Origin of the sequence: Halomicrobium urmianum (genome assembly GCF_020217425.1) — an archaeon.
In the GTDB taxonomy this organism is placed as follows: domain Archaea; phylum Halobacteriota; class Halobacteria; order Halobacteriales; family Haloarculaceae; genus Halomicrobium; species Halomicrobium urmianum.
This window is the reverse complement of record NZ_CP084090.1, coordinates 264,578-291,344: the sequence shown is the minus strand read 5'-3', so window position 1 is coordinate 291,344 and position 26,767 is coordinate 264,578. Positions and strand designations below refer to the sequence as shown.

Here is a 26,767-nt window from a genome sequence, read left to right as displayed (position 1 = left end):
TCAGGGTAACTATCCCGGGCGCACCTCAATCCGGTAATCGTTCGTGTACCACTCACGTCAGGAATAGTGAGTGTCTTTGCATATCCGGAACCGAACTTCTTGCTATAGAAACCTGCTGGCGGAGTTGTCCATATCGATTTTGGAGATTCTGTAACGATCCCCGTCAGATTTACGTACACCCTTGTCGAAGCGACGTACGTTGCGATGCCCAAGGTAGAGATCACGATCCCGGAGCACCTCGAGATGCAGATCGCCCAGCTCGTCGAAGAGGGCGAGTTCCTCAACCGCGAGGAAGCGATCGAGGACCTGCTCTCCACGGGACTGAAGGCGTACAAGACGAGTGGCCCGATCGACGAAGAAGAGGCGGAGCCGGGCCTGGAAGACGACGGCATGATGGGACACGACGACGAGTACGTGTTCTGATTTTTTCGCCAGTCCGGTCTCTGGTATCCGTTCTCAGGCAATTCTTATGCTCGATGCCACGTGTAGATAGGGTAAGATGCACAAAGACGAACTCCTCGAGCTCCACGAACAGATGGTGCTGATCATGGAGTTCTTCCGCGACGAGATGGACGGGGTGGACCCCGAGCTGTTCGACCCCTACGAGGAACTCGACGTCGAACCCTCTGACGTCCACAAGTCCAAGAGCGAACACAAGCACGCCGTCTTCGTGCTCGGCAACGCGCTCGCGACGGCCATGAGCGAGGACGAGTTCTCCGACGCCGGCCGCGTGGGCAAGCGGATGAAGGAGCTGGCCGAGGACGCCGAGAGCAAGCTATAGCGCCCGAACGGACGGCAGGCGCCGGCGCGCCGAGCGACGGCCAGCGTCGTGGAGTTCGTGCGCGGTCGACGCGGGGTGGGCGTACCGCTGGAGTTCACGTCGACAGCGCCGGAGCTACCGGCCCGCTGTTCACGTCGACGGGCGACGCCACTCACTGGGACTGATGCGTACACTCCTGTAGCTCGGTGAATATCTCCGGATCGGTGTGGAACTTGAGGACGTTGTGGACCACGGAGTTGCGGACGTTCTGGATCACGTCCCCGTGGTTCTTGTAGAAGTCGTGGATCCAGCGCGACTCGGCCTCCCGGGTGGGGAACATCATCACGGACTTCCACTGGTACTCCCCGTCCGACAGGAAGTAGAAGAGGGTGTGGCGGTCGTCCCGGATGGTCTCCATCGCGTCGCGCCACCCCTCCTCGAACTGCTCGGGATTGAACTTGAACTCGAAGAGGGCGAAGTTGAAGTACGCCTCGTTGGGGACGATGGCCTCGCGGAAGACGCCCTCCTGTCGCATCTTCCTGATCGACTCGCTGACCGTGACGTGCGAGACCGAGATGTCATGCTCGCGCTCGAGGATGTCGGCGAGTTCGCGGGAGGACAGCTGGGGATCTTCCGAGAGTTCCCGGAGGATGATGACGTCGCGCTCCTTGAACTCCCAGTCGGGCGATCGCTCTGTCATATCGGTCCGTTGTCAGTGGGGGGTCCTTGTTCTTTCGACTCGAAGCTGCGTGGAAGGAGGTCGGCGGCGGTGGTGTCGGGTGCGACGGCTACCTGTCCAGTAACACTGACACGACACGTTCGTAGACGTTTGCGGCCCGAACTGGATAGGCCCCCCTTTAACGGCGGACGGGCGCGACGGGCGCGTATGCGCCTGCACTGGCACCGGCGCGACCTGCGTGGGAGCGACAACGCGGGGCTCGCGGCGGCGACCGGGGACGCGACGGCGGTACCCGTCTTCGTCCTCGACGACGACGTCCTCGCGCACGCGGCCCCGCCGCGCGTCGCCTTCCTGCTCGACGCCCTCGCGTCGCTGCGAGCGTGGTACCGCGAGCGGGGGAGCGACCTCCTCGTCGAGCGCGGTGACCCCGCCGAGGTCCTCCCGCGGCTGGCCGACGAGCACGGGGCCGAGGCTGTGACGTGGGGCGAGGACTACTCGGGGCTGGCGGCGGAGCGGGACGCCCGCGTTCGCCGCGCGCTCGCGGACGCCGGCGTCGAGCGCCGGGCCGTCACCGACGGCGTCCTCCACGAACCGGGCTCGATCACGACGAACGCGGGCGAGCCCTACTCCGTGTTCAGTTACTACTGGAAGAAGTGGCGCGACCGGGAGAAACCGGCTCCCCAGGCGGTCCCCGACGCGTCCGCCCTCGCTCCGGTCGAGGGGGACCCGCTGCCGACGCCCGCCGAGTTGGGGTTCGACGAACCCGAGGCGACGATCCCGCCCGCGAGCACCGAGGCGGCCCGCGGCCGACTGGCGGACTTCCTGGACGGGCCCGTCTACCGCTACGAGGACCGGCGCGACTACCCCGCCGACGAGTGCACGTCGCGGCTCTCCCCGCACCTGAAGTTCGGGACCATCGGCGTCCGCGAGGTGTACGAGCGGACGGAGGCAGCGATGGCGGCCGCCCCGGACGGGGACGCGGCGGCGTCCGTCGAGGAGTTCCAGTCGCAACTGGCCTGGCGCGAGTTCTACGCGCAGGTGCTGTGGGACAACCGGGACACCGTGACGGAGAACTTCAAGAGCTACGAGCGACCGATCCGGTGGCGCGAGGACCCCGATGGACTGCGGGCCTGGCAGGACGGCGAGACCGGCTATCCCATCGTCGACGCGGGGATGCGACAGCTACGCGAGGAGGCGTACGTGCACAACCGGGTGCGGATGATCGTCGCCGCCTTCCTGACGAAGGACCTGCTGATCGACTGGCGGCGCGGCTACGAGTGGTTCCGCGAGAGACTCGTCGACCACGACACCGCGAACGACGTCGGCGGGTGGCAGTGGGCGGCCTCGACCGGAACCGACGCCCAGCCGTACTTCCGCGTCTTCAACCCGACGACGCAGGGCGAGCGCTACGACCCGGACGCGGAGTACGTCAGGCGGTACGTCCCTGAGTTGCGGGACGCCGACCCCGACGTGATCCACGAGTGGCCCGACCTGGAACCGACCCAGCGCCGACGGGCCGCGCCGGACTATCCGGACCCGATCGTCGACCACTCGACCGCCCGGGAGCGCGCCATCGAGGCGTTCGAGGCCGCTCGCGGCGGGGACTGACGGCGGCGATCGCGGGGGCGGATCGACGTTTGAGCCGCGCGATCACGTCGGATCGCCTAAACGTTTAACAGGCGGCCGGTCGACCCCTCGAAGTGGAGGGATCTCTCATGCCCGAGCAATCAGACCCCGAACTGCCGCCACTGCCCTACGACTACGACGCCCTGGAGCCGCACATCTCCGAGCAGGTGCTCACCTGGCACCACGACACCCACCATCAGGGGTACGTCAACGGCCTCGCCGCGGCCGAGGAGACGCTGGCCGAGAACCGCGAGTCCGGCGACTTCGGCTCGACCGCCGGCGCCCTCGGCAACGTGACCCACAACGGCTGTGGCCACTATCTCCACACGCTGTTCTGGGAGAACATGTCTTCCGACGGCGGCGGCGAGCCCGAGGGCGAACTCGCCGACCGCATCGAGGAGGACTTCGGCTCCTACGAGGGCTGGAAGGGCGAGTTCCAGGCCGCCGCGTCCGCCGCCGGCGGCTGGGCGCTGCTGGTGTACGACCCCGTCGCCAAGCAGCTCCGCAACGTCGCGGTCGACAAGCACGACCAGGGCGCGCTCTGGGGTGCCCACCCGATCCTGGCGCTGGACGTCTGGGAGCACTCCTACTACTACGACTACGGGCCCGACCGCGGCAGCTTCATCGACGCGTTCTTCGAGGTCGTCGACTGGGACAAGGCCGCCGAAGAGTACCAGAAGTGCCTCGATCACTTCGAGTAGGGTACCGTCAGACACCGACGGTGCGAGCGCGGACCGCGTCGTAGCAATCTCCGCCATTCTTTCGCGCGCCGGCTCGCCAGCGGCGGCCGCGTCGCTGGCCGTCGGTCCGCTCCGCGAGCGGCGGGACGCTTCCGAGGGCTTTACCGGTCGAGCGGGGCTACCGGCGGACATGCCACGACAGAAATCGGAGTTCGACGACCTGCGTCCGCTTGAGTTCCGCGAGCCGGACGAGGTGCTGGAGGACGAGCAGATGTACACCATCTACGAGGTCGGCCGCCTGCTGCAGGGGCTCGACCCCGACGCCGACCTCGACGTCGAGACGGAGAACGTCCTGATGGACTGGGCCATCCCGTGGATGCTGAAGAATTCCGAGCAGTTCGTCTTCGCCGAGCCCGAGGACGACTCGGAGCCGGGCTACTACGGGCTCGCGTGATGCGACTGCTCGTCGCCGGCGCCGACCGCGTCGACGCGGGCAAGACCACCTTCGCGACGGGGCTGGTCGAGCACACGGGCGCGGTCGGTTACAAGCCCCGCGCGGGCAACGACTACTGGCACGACCACGACGACTACGAGCGCGCGACGCGCGACGGCCGACTGTACGGGAAGGACGCCGCCCGACTGGCCGGGGCGACCGGCGTCGACCTGGAACCCGAGGCGATCAATCCCGTCCACCGGCTCTGGCGCCCCTCGGCGGGGCCCGCGACGGGCATCCTCGGCCAGGCGGACCGGGAGTTCCTGGCCGACCGTGTCGGCGACGCCCTCGTCGTCAACGGGACCGTCGACCTGCCGGAGAGCCTGCGGGAGCGCCTGCCGGTCGCCGAGGCGACGACCGTGACCGACCTCGCCGAGTTCGACGACCTGATGGAGCGGCTCCACGCGCCGGCCCTGGAGCGGCTGGCTGACCGGGTCGCTGACCGGGACCGCGCCGTGGTGGAGTCCTACGCCGACGTCGCCCGGCCGCTCCGGGACCTCGAACCGGACGCCGTGGCCGTCGTCGAGCCCGGGCGGGCGCGGATCTACCGCGGCGACCGCTACTGGAAGGCCTGTCAGGTCGCCTCGTCGAGCCCGGTCGACGGCCGCCGGGAGGAGCGCGTCGGCGCCGTCGCCGACCTCATCGAGGTCGAGGCGACCGTCGAGCTACCGGCCCTGGGGAGCGACGAGCGGTCCGACCCCGCCGCGGTCGCCGACCGGTACGAGCACGCCTACGACGCGCTGCTGGCGGCGGCGTTCTGACTGTCGCCGTCGCTTCTCACCTCGCGTCACGTCCGCGCGGCCTGCCCGGCCATCTCCAGATGGCGGTACGGGTCTTCGGTGACGCTCGGTCCGTGGCCGACGTGGAGTTCGGCCAGGTCCTCGTCGACTGCGTCGCACACGCGGTCGATGCTGTCGATCAGGACGCCGCGGTCCCCCTCCGCGAGGTCGGTCCGGCCGAAACTCCCGCCCGCGAACACGAGGTCCCCGGCGAACAGGATCCCCGGTTCCGCCGCGTACAGGCAGAGGTGGTCGTCCTTGTGGCCCGGGGTGTGGAGCGCACGGTACTCGTGGTCGCCCAGTCGGACCGTCTCGCCGTCGCCGAGGCGCTCGTCGACGCCCTCGAACTCCCCGTCGAACCCGAGGACGGGCGCGTCCGTCGCCGCCCTGACCGCCTCGAGATTGCCGACGTGGTCTGGATGGGTGTGGGTCAGGACGACGACGTCGAGGTCGACGCCGGCCGCCTCGACGGCCGCGACGACGTCGAAGTCGTTGCCGACGTCGACCAGCGCCGTGCGCTCGCCCTCGACGAGGAAGACATTGCTGGTGAACACTTCTCGGTCGATCGCGAGGTTCTCGATCACGTGCGGCCGTGCGGGGCCCGGCCGCTTGTGCGTGTCGCCCGCGCGGGACTTACCCACAGGGCTATGTATCATGATCAAGAAAACCGGGGTAGAGAATAGATGTCCGAATCGGATCGACCTGTCGTGCTCATCGTCGAGGACGAACCGGACGTAGCCGAGACGTATCGGCTGTGGTTGCGCGACGACTACGAGGTCCGGATGGCGCACGACGGCGACGAAGGGCTGGAACTGCTCGACGAGAGCGTCGACGTGGTCCTCCTGGACAGGATGATGCCCGGACTCTCCGGGGACGAGGTCCTCGAGCGCATCCGGGAGCGGGATCTGGAGTGTCGGGTGGCTATGGTGACGGCGGTCGAACCGGACTTCGACATCCTCGAGATGGGGTTCGACGCCTACCTCTCGAAGCCCATCCGGAGCCAGCAGCTCCACGACACCGTCGAGAACCTGCTCGATCGATCCGAGTACGACGCCCTCCTTCAGGAGTACTACTCGCTGGTCGAGAAGCGCGCGACCCTGGAGGCGACCAAGAGCAACGCGGAACTCGCCGAGAGCGACGAATACGACGCTCTTAAAGGGAAGATCGGCGAACTGAAGGACGAGCTGTCGGGCTCGCTGGGTGGCATCGAGGACGACGAGGACTTCATCGCGACGCTACGGGGACTGGGCAATGGAGACGGGAACTGACCTCTCAGAGACCATGTACGACCTATCAACCGTACTCGACTTCGACGCGCTGGAGAGCGTGCGTCCCGGCACCAGCCTGCTCATCGCGGGGCCCGCGATGAGCGGCAAGGAGGCCATCGCGTTCGACGTCCTGAAGGAGGGGGCGAGGGGCGGCGAAGGGGCCGTGGTCGTCACGACCAACGACCGGGCGGCGTCCGTCGTCGACGAGTTCCGGACGGACGTCCCGGAACTGGGCGAGTCCCAGCTCGGCGTCGTCGACTGCCGCGGGGACGGCGTCGACGCCGACGAGTCGGGCGCGTTCGTCCACCACGTCTCCTCGCCGGGCGACCTGACCGGCATCGGCATCGGCATCACCAAGGCCCTCGAGGGGCTCCACAAGGGCGGCCGCGACCGCGGGCGACTGGCGCTCGTCTCGCTGTCGACGATGCTGACCTACACGGACAAGAAGACGGTCTTCAAGCTCTGTCACATCCTCTCCTCGCGGCTGGACTCGGCGGGCTACGTCGGCGTGTTCACCATCGACTCCGGCGCGCACGACGACCAGACGCTGCAGGTCATCAAGCAGGCCTTCGACGGCCTCGTGGAGATCCGCGAGAACGAGGGCGCGCGCGAGGCCCGGGTCATGGGCCTGTCGGCCGAACCCAGCGACTGGCAGGACCTCTGACAGTCGCTCCGACGCGACCGTCTCGACGCAGAAACGTTATTGCCGTCGGCATCAGGCACCCGGTATGGAAGTCCAGTTGCTGGAGGCCACCGAGGATCCCGAGCAAGTCATCTGCACGGCCGCACGCAACGACTACAGCGAGGCGTTCGTCGGCGACCAGTCCTTCTCGGAGACGATGGCCGAGATCGAGGGCGACGACGTCGAGGAGAAGAAGGAGACGCTCATCGGCCACCTCCTCGACCACGGCCACTTCGGCCCCTTCGAGCACCCGCAGGCCACCGTCGCGGTGAAGGGGATCAGCCGCTCCTGTATGGCCCAGATCACCCGTCACCGGCACGTCTCCTTCGACGTCCAGAGCATGCGCTACGTCTCCTTCGATGACGTCGACCCCGAGGACGTCCGCGAGGGCGAGCTGGTCGTGACCCCGCCCTCGGCGACGGACCCCGACTGGGTCGGCCGCAACCAGCAGACCGGCCGCGTCGGCGAGGAGACCGCCGAGAAGCGCGAGGAGGTCTTCCAGGACGCGGTGGCCGACGCCGTCGAGTCCTACCAGAAGCTGCTCGACCTCGGCATGCCGCCCGAGGACGCCCGGTTCGTCCTCCCCATCGGCACGAAGGTCAACATGGTCATGTCGATGAACGCCCGGATGCTGATGCACGTCGGCGACATGCGGGCGGCCGCGGATAGCCAGTGGGAGATTCGACAGATGACGGAAGAGGTCCTCGACCTCGCCGAGGAGTGGTGTCCGATCACCTTCGAGTACTACAACGAGCACATGAAGAACCGGAAGAACCGGCTCGCCCCGTGACACGTATCTCTTCTGGCACTACCTGAGATCTGGAAATCGCGCGTTTTCCGGTCGCTACCCACGGCTTACCTGACCTCTATCCGAAAACGTATATCTATTAGGAGATTCAATGGCTCGACCAGCCATGCGCACGGACAGTCGACGGCGGTTTCTGAAGCGTAGCGGGGCACTGGGTGTGGCCGGCATCGCCGGCCTTGCCGGTTGTACGACCGAACAGACCGGCGACGGCGGGGACGGCGGCGACGGCACCGACACCGATGGCGACGACGAGACCACCGGGACGGCCACCGACGGCGGCGGCTCGACCCCGGACGTGATGGTCGTGGTCGGCTACCCGCAGAGCGGCATTCAGCTGTTCAGCGACTACTACTCCGACTACGGCGACGACGACGCCGAGATCCTGGTGACCGACGGCCTGCAGGACGGCGAACTCCCGCAGGACGTGGGCAACGACATGTCGAACGTCCGCGGGACGGCGCCGTCCGCGTCGGGGCCGGGCGCCGACGCGTTCACCGAGATGTTCACCAGCGAGTTCGACTACGACGAGCCGGGCGTGTTCACCGCGCAGGCCTACGACGCGACGGCCGTCCAGATCCTGGCCAACGCCATGGCCGGCGAGAACGACGGGCAGGCCGTCCGCGACAACATGCGAGTGGTCGCCAATCCGGGCGGCGAGACGTTCGGGCCCTCCGAGCTCCCGGCGGCCGTCGAGGCGGCCGCGGCGGGCGAGAACGTCGAGTACCAGGGCGCCTCCAGCAACGTCGTCTTCGACGAGAACGGCGACATCGGCGCGGTCAGCTACGAGGTGTTCGGCTTCGACGAGGACGGCTACGAGACCACCGACACCGTCGACTTCGGCGGCGGCGAGGACGTTCCCCAGCCAGAGCCCCAGGGCGACGGCAGCGAGTCGGGCCGGACGATCCGCTTCGGCGTCCTCCAGCCCGAATCGGGCGACCTGGGTAACCTGGGCGTGCCCATCGCCGACGCTGCGACCCTGCCGGCGCTCCAGCTCGAGGGCGAGGTCGACTTCGAGTTCGACTACCAGCGGGCCGACACGCAGTCCCAGGCCCAGCCGGCCATCGACGCCGCCAACTCGCTGGTGAGCGACGGCTACCCGTCGATCACCGGCGCCGCCTCCTCGGAGTCGACCATCCAGGTCGCGCAGAACGTGTTCGTGCCGAACGGCGTCGTCGGCGTCTCGCCCGCCTCGACGTCGCCGGCCATCACCAATCTGGAGGACGACGACTACGTGTTCCGGACGCCGCCGAGCGACGCGCTCCAGGGTCGTGTCCTGGCCCAGCTGGCGAACGAGGACATCGGCGCGTCGACGGCCTCCACGCTGTATCTCAACAACAGCTACGGCCAGGCGCTCCAGCAGGCGTTCGTCGACGCCTTCGAGGAGGCCGGCGGCGAGGTCGTCGCCCAGGTCGCCTTCGAGTCCCAGCAGTCCTCGTACACGTCCGAGATCAACCAGGCGATGAGCCGGTGAGCGGTCCCGGCCGTCGAGAACGGGGCTGCTGGCGTCGATCGCGAACGTCTTCCGAGAATCGGATCGAGGATTCGATCCCGAATCAGCCGCCGAGGAACTCCTGCCTGACCTCCTCGTCGCCCAGGAGCGTCGATCCCTCGTCCTGGTAGCGGTTCTGTCCCTGGACGAGGACGTACCCGCGGTCGCAGCGGCGCAGCGCCTCCTTCGCGTTCTGCTCGACCATCAGAACGGCCGTGCCGGCGTCGTTGATGGCGTCGATGCGGTCGAACATCTCGTCGACGAGGTCCGGCGCCAGCCCGGCGGAGGGCTCGTCCAGCAGGAGGAGGTCGGGGTCGAGCATCAGCGCGTGGCCCATGGCGAGCATCTGCTGTTGCCCGCCCGAGAGCGTCCCGGCCTTCTGCTCGGACCGCTCCTCGAGGATGGGGAACCGGTCGTACACCTCCCAGATCCGGTCCTCCGGCATCTCGTCGAGGATGTAGGCCCCCATCTCCAGGTTCTCCCGGACGGACAGCGACGAGAACACGTTGTCCGTCTGGGGCACGTAGCCGACGCCCTGGTGGATGATCTCGTCGGGTCGGCGTCCACCGATGTCCTCGCCGTCGAAGACGATCGAGCCGCCCATGTGGGCCGTGAGGCCGAAGACGGACTTCATCACGGTCGACTTGCCGGCGCCGTTGGGGCCGACGACGGTGACGTACTCGCCGTCGGCGACGTCAAGGTCGACGCCGTCCAGCACCTGAAGGTCGCCGTAGCCGGCGTCGAGGTCCCGGACCGAAAGCAGGCTCTCGGCGGGGTCCGGCAGGTCGACGTTCTCCGACAGGGTCGCCCGCACGTCGGTGGACTCTGCGGCGGCCGCGTCGTCCGCGCCGCGCTCGTCGGCGTCGGCGCGCTCGCTCATACGTCACCTCCCAGGTAGGCCTCGAGGACGCGCTCGTTCGACCTGATCGCCTCGGCGTCGCCCTCCGCCAGGACCTCGCCCTGGTGCATCACGACGATGTGCTCGCAGTTGTTCATGATCACGTCCATGTCGTGCTCGACGAGCAGGAACGTCAGCCCGTCCTCGCGCAGTTCGTGGATCCGCTCCAGCAGCTTCTCCTCCAGCGTCGGATTGACGCCGGCCAGCGGTTCGTCCAGCAGCACCATGTCGGGATCGGTCATCAGCACGCGGGCCATCTCCAGCAGCTTCCGCTGGCCGCCGGAGAGGGTGCCGGCGTACTCGTGGGCCAGGTGATCGATCTCGAAGAAATCCAGGGTCTCCCAGGCCCGGTCGCGGACCTCGGCCTCGGTGCGCTCGACCTCGTCGCGCAGGCCCGGCAGGACCGCCCGCGTCGCCGACTCGCCGACCTGATCCGGCGGGGCGAGCATGACGTTCTCGAGGACGGTCATCTCCGAGAGCTCGCGGGCGATCTGGAACGTCCGGACGAGCCCGCGGTTCGCGACGGCGTCGGGCGACAGGCCCGTCACGTCCTCGCCGGCGAAGCGGACGGTTCCGCTCGTGGGCTCGTGGACGCCGGTGATGCAGTTGAACGTGGTCGACTTGCCGGCGCCGTTGGGCCCGATCAGCCCCGTCAACGAGCCGCGCTCGACGTCGAAGGTGGCCCCGTCGACGGCGGTGACGCCGCCGAACTCCTTGCGGAGGTCCTCGACGGACAGCAGCGCGTCGCCGGCGGGCTCGGCGTCGACGGCGTCGCGTTCCGCTTCGACGCTCTCGGTACCCGCAGTGGTCGCGTCCGCCTCTCGCTCGTCGGATGCGGCGTCACTCATCGTCGTCACCTCCCGTCACCGCGCTGCGGTCGAGGTCCACGCTCGCGGCCGGTTCGACCCGGTGGCCGAGCAGCCCCTCGGGTCGGTTCTGCATGACCCACACGATCACGACGCCGATGAGGACGAACCGGAGCAGGCTGACGTTCGAGAGCGTGTAAGCCACCAGCGGCCCGGGATCCAGCGCGGACAGCGGCCCCAGGGCGTCGACGACGTTCCCCGGCGCGCCCCGGCCGGCGTACGGGAGGTTCTCGCCGAGGCGTGCGGGGAAGTAGAAGAGGACGGCGGTGAACGTCGCGGCCCCGAGGATGCTCCCCGTGTTCGAACCGGAGCCGCCGATGATCAGCGCGGCGAACACGTAGAAGGTGATGATCGGCCGGAACTGTCCGGGCGCGATGTAGCCGCCCTGACCCCGGAAGAGGACGCCCGCCAGCCCCATCAGCGCGCAGCCGATCATGAACGCCTTGACCTTGAACAGGCGGGTGTCCTTCCCGAGCGCCTGCGTGACCGTCTCGTCCTCGCGGATGGCCTTGAGGACGCGGCCGAACGGCGACGAGGCGAGGCGGTCGAGCACCCAGTAGACCGCCGCTACGACGGCCAGCAGGGAGAGCCCGTACGCGATATTGACGACGTTCGGGCCGGAGACGCCGAGCGCGCCGAGCGCGTCGACGAGGAAGCCCAGCGGCCCCTGGACGAGGCCGCGGACGACGTCGTTGGGTGCGGCGAATCGGATGCCGGTCCCGCCGCCGGTGCCGAACTCGACGCCGGCCACCGAGACGTGCTGGACGCCCTGCCAGTTGACGAACAGCCGGATGATCTCGGAGAGGGCGACCGTCACGATGGCGAGGTAGTCCGCCTCCAGTCGCAGCGCCGGCAGCGCGGCGAGCGCGCCGACGAGCGCGGCGGCGACCATGCCGCCGATCAGGCCGAGCCACAGCGGGAGGCCGAAGCCCGGGACGCCGCCGGTCCCGGGGTCGACCGGCGCCGTCATGATGGCCGTCGTGTACGCGCCGACGGCCATGAACCCGGCGACGCCGATGTTGAACAGCCCCGTGTAGCCCCACTGGATGTTCAGCGCCAGCGTGAGCAGCGCGTACGCGCCGATCAAGATGGTCACTCGCCCGACGAAGTTCGCGGCGAGGTTGGGCCAGTCGGGGCCGCCCACGAGCGCGGCGAACAGCGCCATCCCGAGCCAGATGGCCGCCACGAAGCCGGCGACCAGCTGGACGTCCGAGCGATCGTCGGTCCACTCCGACCAGGCGAGGCTCATGCGGTCGTCACCCCCCCGAAGATGCCCTCGGGACGGACCAGGAGGACGACGATCAGCGCGAGGAAGGCCGCCGCCCGGGTCAGCCCGGAGGGGAGCCAGATCAGCGCCATGCTGTCGACGAGCCCGATGACGACGCCGCCGGCCATCGCGCCGTAGATGGAGCCGATGCCGCCTAGGATCACCGCGGCGAAGATCAGCAGCAGGAGGATCCAGCCGAAGTTGAAGGAGATGGTACCGCTCTCCAGCACGAGCAGGTAGCCGGCGACGCCGGCCAGCGCGCCCCCGAGGATCCAGGTCAGCCGGATCACCCGCTCGGTCGGGATGCCGGTCACCCGCGCGAGGTCCTCGTTGTCGGCCATCGCCCGCATCGCCTTGCCGAGCTTGGTCCGCTGGAGCAGGAGGTGAATCCCCAGCATGAGGGCCAGCGAGATCGCCAGCAGGGCGAGCTCGTTGTCGGTGATGGCGACCGGCTGCTGGCCCGCGGGGTTCAGCAGGATCAGCCGGAAGCCCTGGCTCGCGACCCCGGACGACTGCGTGCCGAAGAGGAAGGCGACGACGTACCGCAGCGCGAGCGCGACCCCGATGGAGGCGATCAGCAGCGAGATAGAGCCCGCGTCCCGCATCGGCCGGTAGGCCAGCCGGTCGATCAGCAGCGCGACGGCGACCGTGCCGGCCGCGGCCACGACCAGGCCGACCAGGACCGCTACCGGCGTCAGCGTGACGCTCAGTTGCTGCCCCGTGTCGAACATCACCAGATCGGCCAGCGACGCGCCGGTCCCGATGCCGGCGGCGACGTAGGCGGCCACCCAGCCGACGAACGCCCCGGCCGTGACCGTGTCGCCGTGCGCGAAGTTGGCGAAGTCGAGGATGCTGTACGTCATCGACAGCCCGATGCCCGCCAGCCCGACGGCCAGCCCCACCAGCAGCCCGTCGAGGGCCATCGACGCGAGCGAACTGATCGTCAGCGCGCCGCCGATCACCTTGACCCCCATGAAGAACACGGACGTCCCCGCCAGCTTGACGAGGAGGTCCAGAAGGAGGTAGCCGGCGACCACGCCGACGAGCGCCGCGGCGGGTCGCTCGGCGACGGCGCCGCGCCCGTCGTGAACCGTCTCCGTGATGCCCATACTTGTCGAGAGGGACCTGCCGCGAGAATAAATAAACTCCCGGTCACCGGCAGGTTCCTGTCGTCTGTGAGGCGTGTTATTTAGACCCACGGCGGGCGACGCGCGGCGAGCGACGGTGGATTAATCGGTCCGCGGACGTAGGGGCGCGTATGGGCGCACGAACGGGGGCAAGCGAGGAGCCGGCCAGCGACGAGCGGGCCGACTACGACCACGCGGGCGGCGAGGTGGCCCGACCGGGGTTCGTCGCCGACCTGCGCGACCGGGTCGACGGCGAAGTGCGGTTCGACGAGTACACTCGCGGGCTGTACGCCACGGACGCCAGCGCGTACTCGGTGACGCCGGTCGGCGTCGTCTTCCCGCAGTCGACCGGGGACGTCGCCGCGACGGTCGCCTACTGCGCCGAGCGGTCCGTACCGGTGCTGCCCCGCGGGGGCGGGACCAGCCTCGCCGGGCAGGCGGTCAACGAGGCCGTCGTCCTCGACTTCACGCGGCACATGGACGGCGTCGTCGACGTCGACCCCGACGCGCGGACGGCCCGCGCCGAGGTGGGCGTTACTCTCGGGGAACTGAACGACCGCCTGGCCGACCACGGCCTGAAGTTCGCGCCGGACCCGGCCTGGGGCGACAAGAGCGCGCTGGGCGGTGCCATCGGGAACAACTCCACGGGCGCACACTCCCTGAAGTACGGCAAGACGGACCACTACGTCGAGGAGTGCGAGGTCGTTCTCGCCGACGGCACGGTGACGACGTTCGGCGAGGTGACCCTCGACGAGGCCCGCGAGCGGGCCGGCGACGGCGATCTGGCGGCGCGCATCTACGACGCCGTGGTCCGGGTCGTCGACGAGGAGGCCGAGGGGGTCGAGGCCGCGTTCCCCGACCTGAAGCGCAACGTCTCCGGATACAACCTCGATCGCCTGCTGGCGGAGGCCGACGGCGAGTTCGGCGAGGAAGGTCGGATCAACGTCGCGCGCCTGCTGGCGGGTAGCGAGGGGACGCTGGCCGTCGTCACCGAGGCGTCCGTATCGCTGGAGCCCGTCCCCGAGACGAAGGCGCTGGCCCTGCTGAGCTACCCCGAGCTGGTCACCGCCATGGCGGACGTCGACCCCATCCTCGACCACGACCCGGCCGCGGTGGAGGTGCTCGACGACGTCCTGCTGGACCTGGCGAGCGACACCGAGGAGTTCGGCGCGCTGGTCGACACCCTGCTGCCGGAGGGGACCGGCGCAGTCCTGCTGGTCGAGTTCTACGCCGAGGACGACGACGAGGGCCAGCAGCTGGTGGCCGACCTGCTGGCCGACCGCGTCGACGGCGAGACCGACCCTGAGGGCGAACCCGGGGACGGCGCGGAGTCGCTGACGGCAGCGCCCCGGCGGGCCTTCCACGGTCAGGAGGCCCACGGCGACGCCGAGCGCGAGCGCTTCTGGAAGCTCCGCAAGAGCGGTCTCCCCATCCTGCTGGGGCGGACGACCGACGCCAAGCACGTCAGCTTCATCGAGGACACCGCGGTCCCGCCGGAGAACCTGCCGGAGTTCGTCGCCGACTTCCAGGACCTGCTGGCCGACAACGACACGTTCGCGAGCTTCTACGCGCACGCCGGCCCAGGCTGCCTGCACATCCGGCCGCTGATAAACACCAAGACCGAGGCGGGCGTCGAGCAGATGGAAGCGATCGCCGACGGCGCGACCGACCTCGTCGTCGAGTACGGCGGCAGCGTCTCCGGCGAGCACGGCGACGGCCGGGCGCGCACGCGGTGGAACCGGAAGCTGTACGGGCAGGACGTCTGGGAGCTGTTCCGCGACCTGAAGACGACCTTCGATCCCGACTGGCTGCTCAACCCCGGGCAGGTCGTGGGCTACGCCGAGGACGAGACGATCCCGGAGGGCGTCCCGCCGCGGGCCCGCGCCGTCGCCGTGACCGACGACCTGCGGTTCGACCCCGACTACGAGTTCGACGCCGGGTTCGAGCCGAGCCTGGAGTGGGACAACGACAACGGGATGCAGGGGATGGTCGAGCTCTGTCACGGCTGCGGCGGCTGTCGCGGCCCGCAGGAGACCACCGGCGGCGTGATGTGTCCGACCTACCGCGCCGCCGACGAGGAGGTGACGGCGACCCGCGGTCGGGCCAACGCCCTCCGTCGGGCGATGAGCGGCGACCTGCCGGCCGACCCCACCGACGATGAGTTCGCCAGCGAGGTGCTGGACCTCTGCATCGGCTGCAAGGGCTGCGCGAAGGACTGCCCCAGCGAGGTCGACATGGCGAAGCTCAAGGCGGAGGTCCAGCACGCCCGTCACGAGGAGGGCGGCGCGGGCCTGCGGGACCGCCTGTTCGCTAACGTCGACCGGCTCAGCGCCGTCGGGAGCGCGCTGGCGCCCGTCTCCAACTGGCTGGCGAAGGCGCCCGGGTCCGACCTCCTCGCGGAGAAGCTGCTGGGTATCGCCCGGGAGCGCGACCTCCCCTCCTTCCGGAGCGAGTCGTTCACCGACTGGTTCGACGACCGCGGACCGGCTGTGCCCGAAGCCGACGCGGAGCGGCGCGTCCTGCTCTTTCCCGACACCTACTACAACTACAGCCACCCCGAGGTGCTCAAAGACGCCGTCCGGGTGCTGGAGGCGGCCGGCGTCCACGTGCGGGTGCCCGAGGGCGTGACCGCCAGCGGGCGCGCGGCCCACTCCAAGGGCTTCCTCGACGTTTCCCGCCGACGCGCGCGGACCAACGTCGACGCTCTGGAACCCGCCGTCCGCGAGGGCTGGGACGTGGTCGCCGTCGAACCCTCCGACGCCGTCATGTTCCAGTCGGACTACTACGACCTGCTCGGCGACGAGGCCGACCCGGTCGCCCGGAACGCCTACGGCGTCTGCGAGTACGTCGACCACTTCGAACTCGACCGGAACGTCGACTGGGCGGCGCCCGACGAGTCGCTGACCTACCACGGCCACTGCCACCAGAAGGCGACCACCAAGGACCACCACGCCGTCGGCGTCCTCCGGCGCGCGGGCTACGCGGTCGACCCGCTGGACTCCGGGTGTTGCGGCATGGCCGGCTCCTTCGGCTACGAGGCCGAGCACTACTCGATGAGCCGCGCCGTCGGCTCGATCCTGTTCGACCAGGTCGCCGACAGCGACGGCGACCGGGTCGTCGCGCCCGGGGCCTCCTGCCGGACGCAACTGGGTGACCGACCGGGCGGCGAGGAGCCGCCGCATCCCGTCGAGCGCCTCGCCGCGGCCCTGCCGGACCGTCAGCACCCGTAACGGCTTCGAGCGGGCTCGTCTGTGGCGATTTTCCCTGACGATGGGGGGAGACACAGCGCTTTTATTCTACCCTTGGGTGGTATACGGTAGATGCGTCGCCAGGTTCTGTGGGCTGTCGCCGTCCTCGTGGTGGTCGCAGCCCTCGTGCCCGCGGCCGGTAGCGCCGACGAGGCCGGACCGCTGCTGGCACAGCCCGACGGGTTCGACCGGACCACCTTCGTGGTGACCGTCACCGAGAACGGGTCCGCCGAGTGGACGGTGAAACACTCCAGACGCCTGGCGAACGAGAGCGAGCGCCAGCAGTTCGAGGACTACGCCGAGCGGTTCCAGTCCGAGGAGACGGAGGTCTACCGCAACTTCGTCACCCGCGCAGAGCGACTGGTCGCCGTCGGGGAGAACCAGACCGGACGCGAGATGCGCGCGACCGGCTTCGACCGGGACGCCTCGGTCAACGTGACCACGAGCTTCACCGACCGCGGGACCGTCTCCCTGTCCTTCCACTGGCACGGAGTAGCGCGGACCGACGGCGACCGGGTCGTCGTCAGCGACGTCTTCGCCGGCGCGTTCTACATCGGAGAGGACCAGTCGCTGGTGGTCGAGCGCGGCCCGAACCTCGCGTTCGCGCGCGTCGAGCCCGACCCGACGACGCAGTCCTCGCCGGGCTCGCTGACCGACAGCGAGATGGTCACCTGGGAGGGCGAGCGCGAGTTCGGCCCCAGCCGTCCCTACATCGAGTTCGGTCCGCGGGAACTGGTCGAGAGCGGCGGCGACGGCGACGCGCGGACCGACGGCACCGCCGACGACGACTCGACGACGGCGCTGCCCGCCGAGGGCGACAGCGGCGGGCTGATGTGGATGGCCGGCGCAGTCGCCCTGCTCGTCGCACTGGTCGGCGGCGCCGTCCTCCACTTCGGCCGCCCCGCCGTCCCCTGGAACGACGGCGACGGCGGTGCGGCGGCCGAGGCCAGCGCTCCCGAACCGGACCAGGAGCCCGAGTCCCCCGCGGTCCCGGAGGAGGAACTCCTCTCCGACAGCGACCGCGTGCTGCAGCTCCTGGAGGACAACGGCGGCCGCATGAAGCAGGTCAACATCGTCGAGGAGACCGAGTGGTCCAAGTCCAAGGTGAGCATGCTCCTCTCTGACATGGAGGAGGACGGCGAGATCAGCAAGCTCCGCGTCGGCCGGGAGAACATCATCAGCATCGCCGGCGAGGAGCCCGAGGCCGCGGGCTCCCCCTTCGAGAACGACGAGTGAGAAATCCACACAGGGCGACGCTGAAACGCAACCGTTAAACGGAAACCCGCGTTACGAACGGTTGCACGCTCCGTTAGTGTAGTCCGGCCAATCATATTGCCCTCTCGAGGCAATGACCAGGGTTCGAATCCCTGACGGAGCATTCGAGCGACCGATCGCTCGACCTGATCGCAACACTACACGCTCCGTTAGTGTAGTCCGGCCAATCATATTGCCCTCTCGAGGCAATGACCAGGGTTCGAATCCCTGACGGAGCACTTCTGTCGCGAGCACATTCGCGAGCGACTACTGTGCTGATCAGAGATGAAGTAGACGAGTCGCAGCCCGCGCGGCCGAGCGTAGCGATGCGAGCGGGACCGTCTCGGCGTGGTCCGAACCCCTGACGGTGCACTGCTCCGACATCAGACCCGCGAGCGACGGCGTCCGCATCCCGACGTGGAACGGAGCGATTCGAGTCCCGGTGAGGATAACGGCCTCTCGTCTACCCGGACGATATGGCATCTCTGTAACCTCTGGTTGCGGATTCGATTTCCTCCGTTGTCGGTGAGAGAGCTTTCCTGAACGCCAACTGTTTACGCATAGATGACACAAGAGGACACCTATGGGAACTCCGGGTTCGGCCCCGGACGTCACGCGGGACGACGTCCGGGATCTTTACGGCCGACTGGACAGGCCATCGACGCCGATATCCGCAGCCGGCGTGGCCGGGAAGCTAGAGTGTTCTCGTCGGACCGCGGAGCAGCGCCTGGCGGATCTCGAGGACCGCGGTGAACTGGCGTCGACCGTCGTCGAGGGCGGACCGCGGGTCTGGTGGCGACCGGACGACGGCGGGGAAGTCCTCGACCGGGATCGGAACCGCGAGGAACTGACCGCGCTCATCGACGCGGTCGAGGACTACGCCGTCTCGGTGCTCGACCCGGACGGCGTCGTCGTCGACTGGAACGGCGGCGCTGGGCGGCTGGAGGGGTACGCGTCGGACGACGTCGTCGGGGAGCACGTCTCGACGTTCTACACCGAGGCGGACGTCGAGGACGGCGTTCCCGAGCGGACCCTCGAAACCGCGGCGGCGGAGGGCTGCGTCGAGAACGAGGGGTGGCGCGTCCGCGCGGACGGCTCGCGGTTCTGGGCCAGCGTCACCGTCACGGCCGTCCGGGACGACGACGGCGAGCTACAGGGGTTCACGGAGGTGACGCGCGATGTGACCGACCGCCGCGAGTACGAACGGCAACTCCGGCGGGAACGGGACCTCGTCGAGCAGATCGTGGAGACCGTCCCGGTCAGCATCTGCCTGGTCTCGAGCGACGGTCAGTTCGTCCACGCCAACCAGCGGATGGTCGACTGGCTGGGTATCTCGGAGTCGGACGTCGCCGATTACTGCCTCGACAACTGGGCGGTGTACGACGCTGACGAGCAGCCGATTCCCGAGGACGAACTACCGTGGGTCCGGGTCGCGGAGCGCGGAGCGAGCGTGCGCGGGTTCGAGTGCCGGGCCGACGTTCCGAACGTGGGCCGCCGCTGGCTGTCGATCGACGCCGCGCCGCTGGAGGACACGCCGCGGGGCAACGAGCGGATCGTGGTCTCAGTCGACGACGTCACCGAGCAGAAGTACCGTCAGCGACACCTCAGGCGCGAGTACAATCAGACCGAGAAGCTGCTCCGGACGGCGCCCGTCGCGATAGCGGTCCAGAACGCCGACCGCGAGACGATACTGGCGAACGAGCGCGCGCAGGAGGCGTTCGGGCTCTCGGAACAGGAACTCAAGCAGAACCCCGTCGACGAGGGCGACTGGGCCGTCTGCGACGCCGACGGCGACCCCCTGCCGCCCGACGAGACGCCGTCTGCGAAGGTCCTGGCGACCGGCGAGCCCGTGTTCAACCAGGGGATCATCATGGAACCGTCGGACGGGGACCCCATGCAGTTCCGGGTCAACGCCGCGCCGCTGCTTGGAGAGGACGGCGAGGTCGAACGCGTCGTCACGGCCGGCGAGGAGATTACCGAGCTGAAGCGCCGGGAACGGCAGCTCGAACGGCAGAAGACGGAACTCGAGACCGAACTGAGCGAAATCCTGGGTCGGATATCGGACGCGTTCTGCGCGCTCGACGCGGAGTGGCGGTTCACGCACCTCAACGAGCGCGCCGCGGACGTCATGCGGCGGTCGAGGGAGGAGCTACGCGGCCGCGTACTCTGGGACGTGCTCGCCGACGACGCGGGCGACGCGTTCCGCGAGCGGTTCCACGAGGCGATGGACACGCAGGAGCCCGTCAGCTTCGAGGTGTCCACCGAGGAGCCCGACGCGTGGCTGGAGGTGAACGCGTACCCATCGGAGACGGGACTGTCAGTGTACTTCCGCGACGTCACCGAGCGGATCGAGCGCGAGCGGGAGCTGATCCGGTACGAGACCATCGTCGAGACGATCAACGACGGCATCTACGTGAAAGACGACGACGGCCGGTTCACCATGGTCAACGACGCGTACGCGGAGCTGACCGGCTACGACCGGGAGGAGCTGCTGGGAGAACACGCCTCGCTCGTCGTCGACGAGGACGCGATCGACCAGTCGAGGGCGATACGGGCGGCGGCCGACGGCGAGGACGAGTTGAACCCCTCGATGGAGGCGAGCATCCTGCGGGCGGACGGCTCGACGGTGCCGGCGGAGGGGACCCTGTCGACGTACACGACGGACGAGGGCGACCGGAAGCAGGTCGGCGTGGTCCGGGACATCTCCGAACGGAAAGAGCGCGAGCGAAGGCTGGAGGAGTCAGAGCGCCGGTACCGGACGCTGGCGGAGAACTTCCCGAACGGCGCGGTCGTCGTGTACGATCAAGACCTCAGATTCACGCTCGCGAAGGGGAGCGTGCTCGGCGGGACGCTGCCGACCGCGGAGCGCCTCGAGGGCGCCAGGATGCCGGACGTGGTCCCCGACGACACCGTCGCCGACCTCGAGCCGGTGTTCAGGGCCGCCGTCGAGGACGGGGAGACCGGGCGGACGACGACGGAGTTCGGCGGCCGGAACTGGCGCGTGTGGGCGACGCCGCTCCGAGACGCGGACGGGGAGATATTCGCCGGGATGGGCCTCGCTCAGGACATCACCGAACAGGTCGAGCGCGAGCGGCGGCTCCAGACGCTCGTCGACCAGTTAGAGGAGTCCAACGAGCGGTTAGAGCAGTTCGCCTACGCTGCCTCCCACGACCTGCAGGAGCCCCTTCGGATGGTCTCCAGCTACCTCCAGCTGATCGAGCGACGCTACGCGGACGCGTTCGACGAGGACGGCCGGGAGTTCCTGACGTTCGCCGTCGACGGGGCCGACCGGATGCGAGAGATGATCGAGGGGCTGCTGAAGTACTCCCGCGTCGACACGCGTGGGGACCCGCTCGAACGAGTCGACCTCGACGACGTCGTCGCGGACGTCCGGGCGGACCTCCAGTTCAAGATCGAGGAGAGCGGCGCCGAGATAGACGCCGGATCGTTGCCCGCCGTGGAGGGCGACGCCGATCAGCTCCGCCAGCTGTTCCAGAACCTGATCGACAACGCGATCGAGTACAGCGGTGACGCGCCCCCGAGCGTCGAGATATCGGCCGAACGGGACGTCGATCGGTGGCGAATCGCCGTCAGCGACGACGGTATCGGGATCGATCCGGCCGAGACCGATCGCATCTTCGAGGTGTTCGAGCGGCTCCACACCGCCGACGAACACGACGGGACGGGCATCGGCCTGGCGCTGTGCAAGCGTATCGTCGAGCGCCACGGCGGCGACCTCTGGGTCGAGTCCGAACCCGGCGAGGGGTCGACGTTCGCCCTCACGCTGCCGGCGGTGGACGCCGCGGCGGGGTCGGACGCGGAGTCAGACCCGCGGTAGGGCTGCCGTGCCGGGACGGCCGGAACGTGCCGCTCGCCGATGCGGAGATCAGGCCGGGGCGGGCTCGGCGTCGGCCTCCTCCGGTTCGACCTGCGAGAGGCGTATCGCGTTGCCGGTGACGCCGACGGTCATCCCGGCGTCGCCGAGCAGGACGGCCATCGCGACGGTGACGTATCCGAGCGGCACGCCGACGGCCAGCAGGGCCTTCATCCCGAGGCTCGCCCAGATGTTCTGCCGGATGATGCCGTTGGCGTCGGCGGCGAGCTCCGAGAGGTAGGGGAGCTTCGTCACGTCGTCGGCCATCAGCGCGACGTCGGCCGTCTCGATGGCGGCGTCGGTGCCGGCCGCGCCCATGGCGACGCCGACGGTCGCCGTGGCGAGCGCGGGGGCGTCGTTGACGCCGTCGCCGACCATGGCCACGCCGTCGGGGTACTCCTCCAGCAGTCCCTCGACGGCGTCGACCTTCTCGTCGGGGAGCAGGCCCGCGCGGACCTGGTCGATGCCGACCTCGTCGGCGATGGCGCGGGCGGTCCGTTCCTCGTCGCCCGTGAGCATCACCGTCTCGACGCCCAGCTCGCGGAGCCGCCGGACCGTCCAGGCCGCGCCGGGGCGGACCTCGTCGGCGACGGCGATGACGCCCTCCAGTTCGTCCTCGCGGCCGACCAGCACCACGGTCTTGCCCTCCTCGCGGAGCCGCGGGATGGCGTCCTCGACGAGGCCGAGACAGCCCTGGCGCTCGCAGGCGTGGTGGACCTCCGCCGCGAGGTCGTCGCCGCCGTCGAGGACGTGGACGCGGCCGAGGTCGAACCCGAGGTCCTCGAACAGGTCCGGGTTGCCGGCGTAGTGGGGGTCGCCTGATAGCGTCGCCCGGACGCCCTCGCCGGTGAGGCTCTCGAACTCGCCGACCTCGGTCCCCTCGACGGCGCGCTCGTCGGCGTGGGCGACGATGGCCTCGCCGATGGGGTGCTCGGAGCGCTGTTCCAGTCCGCGGGCGCAGCGGAGCACGTCGTCCTCGTCGCGGTCGCCCACGGGGATCACGTCCGTCACCGACAGCTCGCCCCGGGTGATGGTACCCGTCTTGTCCAGCGCGACGGCGTCGACCTGCCCCATCGCCTCCAGGCGGTCGCCGCCCTTGATCAGGACGCCGTTCTTCGCGGCGCTGGTGATCCCCGAGACTACGGTGACCGGCGTCGAGATGACGAACGCGCAGGGGCAGGCGAGCACGAGCATCGTGATCCCGTAGACGAACCACGTGATCCAGTCGGCGCCGAAGGCGAGGGGCGGAATCGTCGCGACGCCCACGGCGACGGCGACCATCAGGGGCGTGTAGTAGCCGGAGAAGCGGTCGACGAACTGCTCGCGCTCGGTCTTGTCGGCCTCGGCGTCCTCGACGAGGCGGACGATCTGCGAGAGGGTGTCGTCGCCCGGTTCGGCCTCGACCTCGACCTCGAGGTAGCCCTCCTCGTTGATCGTACCGGCGAACACCTCGTCGCCGACGGCCTTGTCCGCGGGGACGCTCTCGCCGGTGATCGGGGACTCGTCGACGGCGCTGGCCCCCTCGACGACGGTGCCGTCGGCCGGGATCTTCTCGCCGGGCGGGATCACGACGCGGTCGCCGATCGACAGGTCGTCGACCGGGACGGTGACCTCCTCGCCGTCGCGCCGGACTGTCGCCTCGTCGGGCGAGAGGTCCATCAGTTCGCGCAGCGAGGAGCGGGCCCGATCCATCGAGTGCTCCTCCAGCAGTTCTGCGGTGCTGAACAGGACAGCCAGCGTGGCCGCCTCGGAGAACAGCGAGGCCTCGGGCGAGAGCAGCGTCGCCGAGATGGCAGCGACGATGGCCGTCGTCATCAGGAAGTCGATGTCCAGCGAGACGTTGCGAGCAGAGTAGAGCCCGCCCCGGACGATCTCGCGGCCGGCCAGCGCGACGGCCGCGAGGAAGAGGACGTCGGCCACGCCGATCGGGGCGCCCAGAACCGTCGCCACGGTCACCTCGATCCCGACGAGGCCGAACTCGATCAGCAGGCCGGCGAACAGCGCCACCGCGCCGATCCCCGTCGCGATCGCGCGGGGGCTCGTCCAGACGCTCGCGGGCCCTCCCTCCTCGCCGTCCGCGTCCGCGCCGGGCACGCTGTACCCGGCCCCCTCGATGGCGTCGGCGACGGCGCTCTCCGCGACCGCCTCGCGGACGCTGACGACGACCGTCCCCGTAGCCGGGCGCGTGTCTACGTCTTCGACGCCGTCGACCCCGTCGGCGGCCGACTCTACCTTCGCGGCGCAGGACGCGCAGTCCATGTCCGGCACGGACAGGCGCAGCTCGTCGCCGCCGTCGTCGGGCGGGTCCGTACCTGCGGTACCCTCTGTCATTAGGCCGATCTAGACCCTCGGAGTTTATTAATATAGCTGCTATGAGTGACGGTGATTCGACCAATGATTATTAATCCTGGCGTAGGAAATTGTTAAACTCGCCGGCGACGGCCCGCCTCAGACGTCGAAGACGACGTAGGCGTGCCAGCCCCCCTCCGTCTCGGAGAGGTCCATCTCGGAGTAGGTGACTGCCTTGACGTCCCGGGCGACGACGTCGGACAGCGGGACGCCGCGGGCGGTGGCCGCGACCCGCCACTCGCCGTCGACCCGCTCGACGGAGGCCTCGCTGTCCGCCGGCAGGACGCTATCGACGTCCCGTCGGTAGATCAGTTCGTCCAGGTAGTCGAAGAGGGCGGCCTCGCGGCCCTCGGCCGCCACTTCGAGGTCGAACCGCTCGCCGCCGTTCGGGACGTCGTCGCACATGGCCGCCGTCAGGCCGTCCGCCACGGCCGCGAACGCCTCGCCCAGCGTCTCGCCGGTGGCCTCGACGGCCACGTCCGCCGTGTGTTCGCGCAACTGGAAGGGCACGGTCTCTCGTCGGACCATCGGGCCAGCGCGACCAAAAGCCTGTCCGGAGCTATCGTAGAACCTGAAACGATTCACACATCGAGGTACACCTCGGGTTCCCCTCGAGCGTGACATCGCGTTCAGTTTCTACTCTACTCCGGCCGGGGACCGCGTCTCCCGGAGAGCCGGCGGCGGAGGAACGCCGCGAACGCCAGCGGCGAGAAAAGGGCCAGCAGGAAGGACCCGCCGACGAGACCGGTAGTCGCGTCGATACCGGAACCGCCGGCCCCCGCGCCCCCTTCGCCGCTGGCCGCGCTTCCGACGCTCTCGCCGCCGGAACCGCCCGAGCCGCCGACGACGACGGCGCCCTTCATGCCCATCGTCCGGTGAGGCGAGCAGACGTAGCGGTAGACCCCCTCCTCCTCGAAGTCCTGCTCGAAGGTGTGGCCCGCGTCGCCGACCAGTTCGCTCTCGAAGGACCCGTCCTCGGCGACGACGTTGTGGCTGCCGCCGTCCCCGCTCCATTCCCAGGTGACGGTCGTTCCCGGGTCGACGCGGACGGCGGCCGGATCGAACGCGAACGCGCCGCCGTTGCCCTGCGCGCCCACAGTGACCGTGACGCTGTCCTCGCCCGTCATGTCGACGGTGCCGTCGAAGTTGCCGACGCCGTCGAACCAGCCGCCGTAGTCCGGGCCGCTCTGGGCCGCCGCGGCGGGGACCGCCCCCGCCGCGCCTGCCGCGACCGCTGCGCCCGCCATCGTCCGCATGGCCGTCCGGCGCGTGACGGTCGATCCGTCACCGCTGCCGGAGCGGTCGTCGGTCGACGCACGCTGCAGGTCGCCGCTCTCGTTCTCGCTCATGCTCCGAGGTGGGCGTCGGTACCGCAAAAGGACGTTCGCGATTCTCAGCCGCCGGGAATCCCGTCCTGCGTGGCGGCGACACTCTGCACGTCGGCGACTGCCCGTGTGGTGTATTCACATCCGTGAACAAAGCTTAATATATAACCTGCTGAACGTGCTGGCACGGCGAGGTGCTCACCGAAATGACCGTTTCCACCACTCCCGGAGCGACCGCCCGTCACAGCGGGCGGTCCGCGTGTGCCGGCGTACGCGCCGAGTACGCCGCTTCGGGGATGCACTCTGTTTCGAGTGCACTCTGGAACGGTCAGGTGGGTACCGCACTCTATCGGCCCGCACCGATCGCCGCGTGACGCGGCGCGGACGCGGGCCACGGTTCTCACCTGTCGATCACCGCCCAGGGAGTACGCTGCTGGTCCGCGTTCCCGTCGCACGCGCCCGTAGTCGCCCGCTCGTCCGTTCCGCCGGTCGCTGACGGCCGCCGGTCGGCGGGGTCCGACTCGCGGTCGCGTTCCGTCGCGTCCGCGCCCGGTGTGCCGACGAATAGCCGCGCGACTCGCCAGCGGCGGCGCTGTCGCGCGGCCCCGGCCGGAGGCTGGCCCCGCGCGGGCCCGGTTCGACTCCGGGCTCCGGCCCTATGTCGCTCCATGCGACCGTCCCGGTCGACGTGACGGCCGACGTCTCGCTGCGCGTCCCGCGCGGCGAGGCCGGCGACCTCGAAGCCGGCGTCGCCGACGTGCTGGCGAGCGTCGACGCCGTCGAGGCAGCGACCGTCGAACGCGTCACCGGCGTCACACCGACGTGGACGGACATCCGCGTCGACGCCGACGTCAGCGTGACCGCTGCGGTCCCCGCCGACGCCGAGGATCGCGGCGACGCCGTCGCCGACCGCCTCGCGGACGGCTTCGGCGTCACCGAGGTAGCCGCCGTCGACGTCGACGACTGATCGCGGAATCGAACGCCGTTTTCGGTAGCGAGAACGCGGTTCAACGCCGCCTACTCCGCCCGTAAACGGTGAATAACAAACCACCATCCGCCCCTCGACTGAAGTGAGCGGCGACGTGCCGGCGCGACGCCGTACCGACGCGCCGCCCCGTCCCGCTCTTCGGCTGGTCGCCGCCGGGAGCTTCGCTGCGCTCGGCTGGACACCGGCCGTTCGACGCGATCGGACCGTGCCCCGAACCGCTCCGATCCGACTGCCCGCGCGCCAGCGCGGGACGCCAGCCCGCCGCGCCGGCGGGGCGCCCGCGAGCCGCCGTCGCAGTCGCGTGCCC

The 26,767-nt window shown here is 69.4% G+C and carries 22 protein-coding genes, 2 tRNA genes and 1 pseudogene; 16 read left to right on the top strand and 9 right to left on the bottom strand.

Annotation, left to right across the window (positions count from 1 at the left end):
• Window positions 1-204: 204 nt before the first annotated feature.
• Both LCY71_RS01445 and LCY71_RS01440 read left to right on the top strand, forming a co-directional pair.
• On the top strand, window positions 205-423 hold the full coding sequence (locus LCY71_RS01445) for a ribbon-helix-helix domain-containing protein (protein WP_225334590.1): 219 nt from the start codon (window positions 205-207) through the stop codon (window positions 421-423).
• Between the two features lie 76 nt (window positions 424-499).
• Complete coding sequence (locus tag LCY71_RS01440; RefSeq protein WP_225334589.1) at window positions 500-781, top strand: UPF0058 family protein; 282 nt, start codon at window positions 500-502, stop codon at window positions 779-781.
• Between the two features lie 151 nt (window positions 782-932).
• On the opposite strand, the gene LCY71_RS01435 is transcribed toward LCY71_RS01440, so the two are convergent.
• On the bottom strand, window positions 933-1,460 hold the full coding sequence (locus LCY71_RS01435) for an Lrp/AsnC family transcriptional regulator (RefSeq protein WP_225334588.1): 528 nt from the start codon (window positions 1,458-1,460) through the stop codon (window positions 933-935).
• A gap of 186 nt (window positions 1,461-1,646) precedes the next feature.
• Between LCY71_RS01435 and LCY71_RS01430 the strand changes: the two genes are divergently transcribed.
• The 4 genes from LCY71_RS01430 (at window position 1,647) to LCY71_RS01415 (ending at window position 4,999) form a co-directional block, all read left to right on the top strand.
• The gene (locus LCY71_RS01430; protein WP_225334587.1) at window positions 1,647-3,047 is read left to right on the top strand and encodes a cryptochrome/photolyase family protein; all 1,401 of its coding nucleotides are present in this window, start codon (window positions 1,647-1,649) and stop codon (window positions 3,045-3,047) included.
• Window positions 3,048-3,154: 107 nt separating this feature from the next.
• Window positions 3,155-3,766, top strand: coding sequence for a superoxide dismutase [Mn] (gene sod / locus LCY71_RS01425; protein ID WP_225334586.1), 612 nt, complete (start codon window positions 3,155-3,157; stop codon window positions 3,764-3,766).
• A 169-nt stretch (window positions 3,767-3,935) separates the two neighbouring features.
• A complete protein-coding gene (locus LCY71_RS01420) occupies window positions 3,936-4,199 on the top strand; it encodes a DUF5827 family protein (RefSeq protein WP_225334585.1) in 264 nt (87 codons plus the stop codon).
• Window positions 4,199-4,999 carry an ATPase gene (locus LCY71_RS01415; RefSeq protein WP_225334584.1) on the top strand — a complete coding sequence of 267 codons (801 nt, stop codon included), beginning with the start codon at window positions 4,199-4,201 and terminating at the stop codon, window positions 4,997-4,999. Before LCY71_RS01420 ends, LCY71_RS01415 begins: the two co-directional genes overlap by 1 nt.
• Window positions 5,000-5,025: 26 nt before the next feature.
• Here LCY71_RS01415 and LCY71_RS01410 read toward each other — a convergent pair whose 3' ends face one another.
• On the bottom strand, window positions 5,026-5,601 hold the full coding sequence (locus tag LCY71_RS01410; protein WP_225334583.1) for an MBL fold metallo-hydrolase: 576 nt from the start codon (window positions 5,599-5,601) through the stop codon (window positions 5,026-5,028).
• 99 nt (window positions 5,602-5,700) lie between these two features.
• Here LCY71_RS01410 and LCY71_RS01405 point away from each other — a divergent pair, with 99 nt between their 5' ends.
• From LCY71_RS01405 to LCY71_RS01390, 4 genes are all read left to right on the top strand, one after another.
• Window positions 5,701-6,285 (top strand): response regulator transcription factor, encoded by a 585-nt coding sequence (locus LCY71_RS01405; protein WP_225334582.1) that lies wholly within the window; start codon window positions 5,701-5,703, stop codon window positions 6,283-6,285.
• Window positions 6,269-6,949 (top strand): RAD55 family ATPase, encoded by a 681-nt coding sequence (locus LCY71_RS01400; RefSeq protein ID WP_444542723.1) that lies wholly within the window; start codon window positions 6,269-6,271, stop codon window positions 6,947-6,949. Before LCY71_RS01405 ends, LCY71_RS01400 begins: the two co-directional genes overlap by 17 nt.
• A 64-nt stretch (window positions 6,950-7,013) precedes the next feature.
• Window positions 7,014-7,757, top strand: a complete 744-nt coding sequence (thyX, locus tag LCY71_RS01395) for an FAD-dependent thymidylate synthase (RefSeq protein ID WP_225334581.1) — start codon at window positions 7,014-7,016, stop codon at window positions 7,755-7,757.
• Window positions 7,758-7,881: 124 nt separating this feature from the next.
• Window positions 7,882-9,246, top strand: coding sequence for an ABC transporter substrate-binding protein (locus tag LCY71_RS01390; RefSeq protein ID WP_225334580.1), 1,365 nt, complete (start codon window positions 7,882-7,884; stop codon window positions 9,244-9,246).
• 82 nt (window positions 9,247-9,328) lie between these two features.
• Here LCY71_RS01390 and LCY71_RS01385 read toward each other — a convergent pair whose 3' ends face one another.
• The 4 genes from LCY71_RS01385 to LCY71_RS01370 are packed head-to-tail and all read right to left on the bottom strand — an operon-like array spanning window position 9,329 to window position 13,404.
• Window positions 9,329-10,144, bottom strand: coding sequence for an ABC transporter ATP-binding protein (locus tag LCY71_RS01385; RefSeq protein ID WP_225334579.1), 816 nt, complete (start codon window positions 10,142-10,144; stop codon window positions 9,329-9,331).
• Window positions 10,141-11,010 (bottom strand): ABC transporter ATP-binding protein, encoded by an 870-nt coding sequence (locus LCY71_RS01380; protein ID WP_225334578.1) that lies wholly within the window; start codon window positions 11,008-11,010, stop codon window positions 10,141-10,143. Before LCY71_RS01380 ends, LCY71_RS01385 begins: the two co-directional genes overlap by 4 nt.
• Window positions 11,003-12,277, bottom strand: a complete 1,275-nt coding sequence (locus tag LCY71_RS01375; protein WP_225334577.1) for a branched-chain amino acid ABC transporter permease — start codon at window positions 12,275-12,277, stop codon at window positions 11,003-11,005. Before LCY71_RS01375 ends, LCY71_RS01380 begins: the two co-directional genes overlap by 8 nt.
• The gene (locus tag LCY71_RS01370) at window positions 12,274-13,404 is read right to left on the bottom strand and encodes a branched-chain amino acid ABC transporter permease (protein ID WP_225334576.1); all 1,131 of its coding nucleotides are present in this window, start codon (window positions 13,402-13,404) and stop codon (window positions 12,274-12,276) included. Before LCY71_RS01370 ends, LCY71_RS01375 begins: the two co-directional genes overlap by 4 nt.
• Before the next feature lie 149 nt (window positions 13,405-13,553).
• Between LCY71_RS01370 and LCY71_RS01365 the strand changes: the two genes are divergently transcribed.
• The 5 genes from LCY71_RS01365 to LCY71_RS01345 all read left to right on the top strand — a co-directional run bounded on the left by LCY71_RS01365 (window position 13,554) and on the right by LCY71_RS01345 (window position 21,762).
• Window positions 13,554-16,652 (top strand): FAD-binding and (Fe-S)-binding domain-containing protein, encoded by a 3,099-nt coding sequence (locus LCY71_RS01365; RefSeq protein WP_225334575.1) that lies wholly within the window; start codon window positions 13,554-13,556, stop codon window positions 16,650-16,652.
• Between the two features lie 90 nt (window positions 16,653-16,742).
• Window positions 16,743-17,906, top strand: a complete 1,164-nt coding sequence (locus tag LCY71_RS01360; protein ID WP_225334574.1) for a helix-turn-helix transcriptional regulator — start codon at window positions 16,743-16,745, stop codon at window positions 17,904-17,906.
• Between the two features lie 67 nt (window positions 17,907-17,973).
• Window positions 17,974-18,048, top strand: a tRNA-Glu gene (locus LCY71_RS01355).
• 40 nt (window positions 18,049-18,088) lie between these two features.
• Window positions 18,089-18,163: transfer RNA gene (locus LCY71_RS01350), tRNA-Glu, on the top strand.
• 344 nt (window positions 18,164-18,507) lie between these two features.
• Complete coding sequence (locus LCY71_RS01345; RefSeq protein WP_225334573.1) at window positions 18,508-21,762, top strand: PAS domain-containing sensor histidine kinase; 3,255 nt, start codon at window positions 18,508-18,510, stop codon at window positions 21,760-21,762.
• 48 nt (window positions 21,763-21,810) lie between these two features.
• Here LCY71_RS01345 and LCY71_RS01340 read toward each other — a convergent pair whose 3' ends face one another.
• From LCY71_RS01340 to LCY71_RS01330, 3 genes and pseudogenes are all read right to left on the bottom strand, one after another.
• Complete coding sequence (locus LCY71_RS01340) at window positions 21,811-24,129, bottom strand: heavy metal translocating P-type ATPase (protein WP_225334572.1); 2,319 nt, start codon at window positions 24,127-24,129, stop codon at window positions 21,811-21,813.
• Window positions 24,130-24,246: 117 nt separating this feature from the next.
• Window positions 24,247-24,657 carry an archease gene (locus LCY71_RS01335; protein WP_225335863.1) on the bottom strand — a complete coding sequence of 137 codons (411 nt, stop codon included), beginning with the start codon at window positions 24,655-24,657 and terminating at the stop codon, window positions 24,247-24,249.
• A gap of 242 nt (window positions 24,658-24,899) precedes the next feature.
• Window positions 24,900-25,403: pseudogene (locus LCY71_RS01330) on the bottom strand (halocyanin domain-containing protein); the annotation flags it as partial.
• A gap of 727 nt (window positions 25,404-26,130) precedes the next feature.
• On the opposite strand from LCY71_RS01330, the gene LCY71_RS01325 reads away from it, so the two are divergent.
• A complete protein-coding gene (locus tag LCY71_RS01325; RefSeq protein WP_225334570.1) occupies window positions 26,131-26,439 on the top strand; it encodes a hypothetical protein in 309 nt (102 codons plus the stop codon).
• Window positions 26,440-26,767 lie beyond the last annotated feature (328 nt).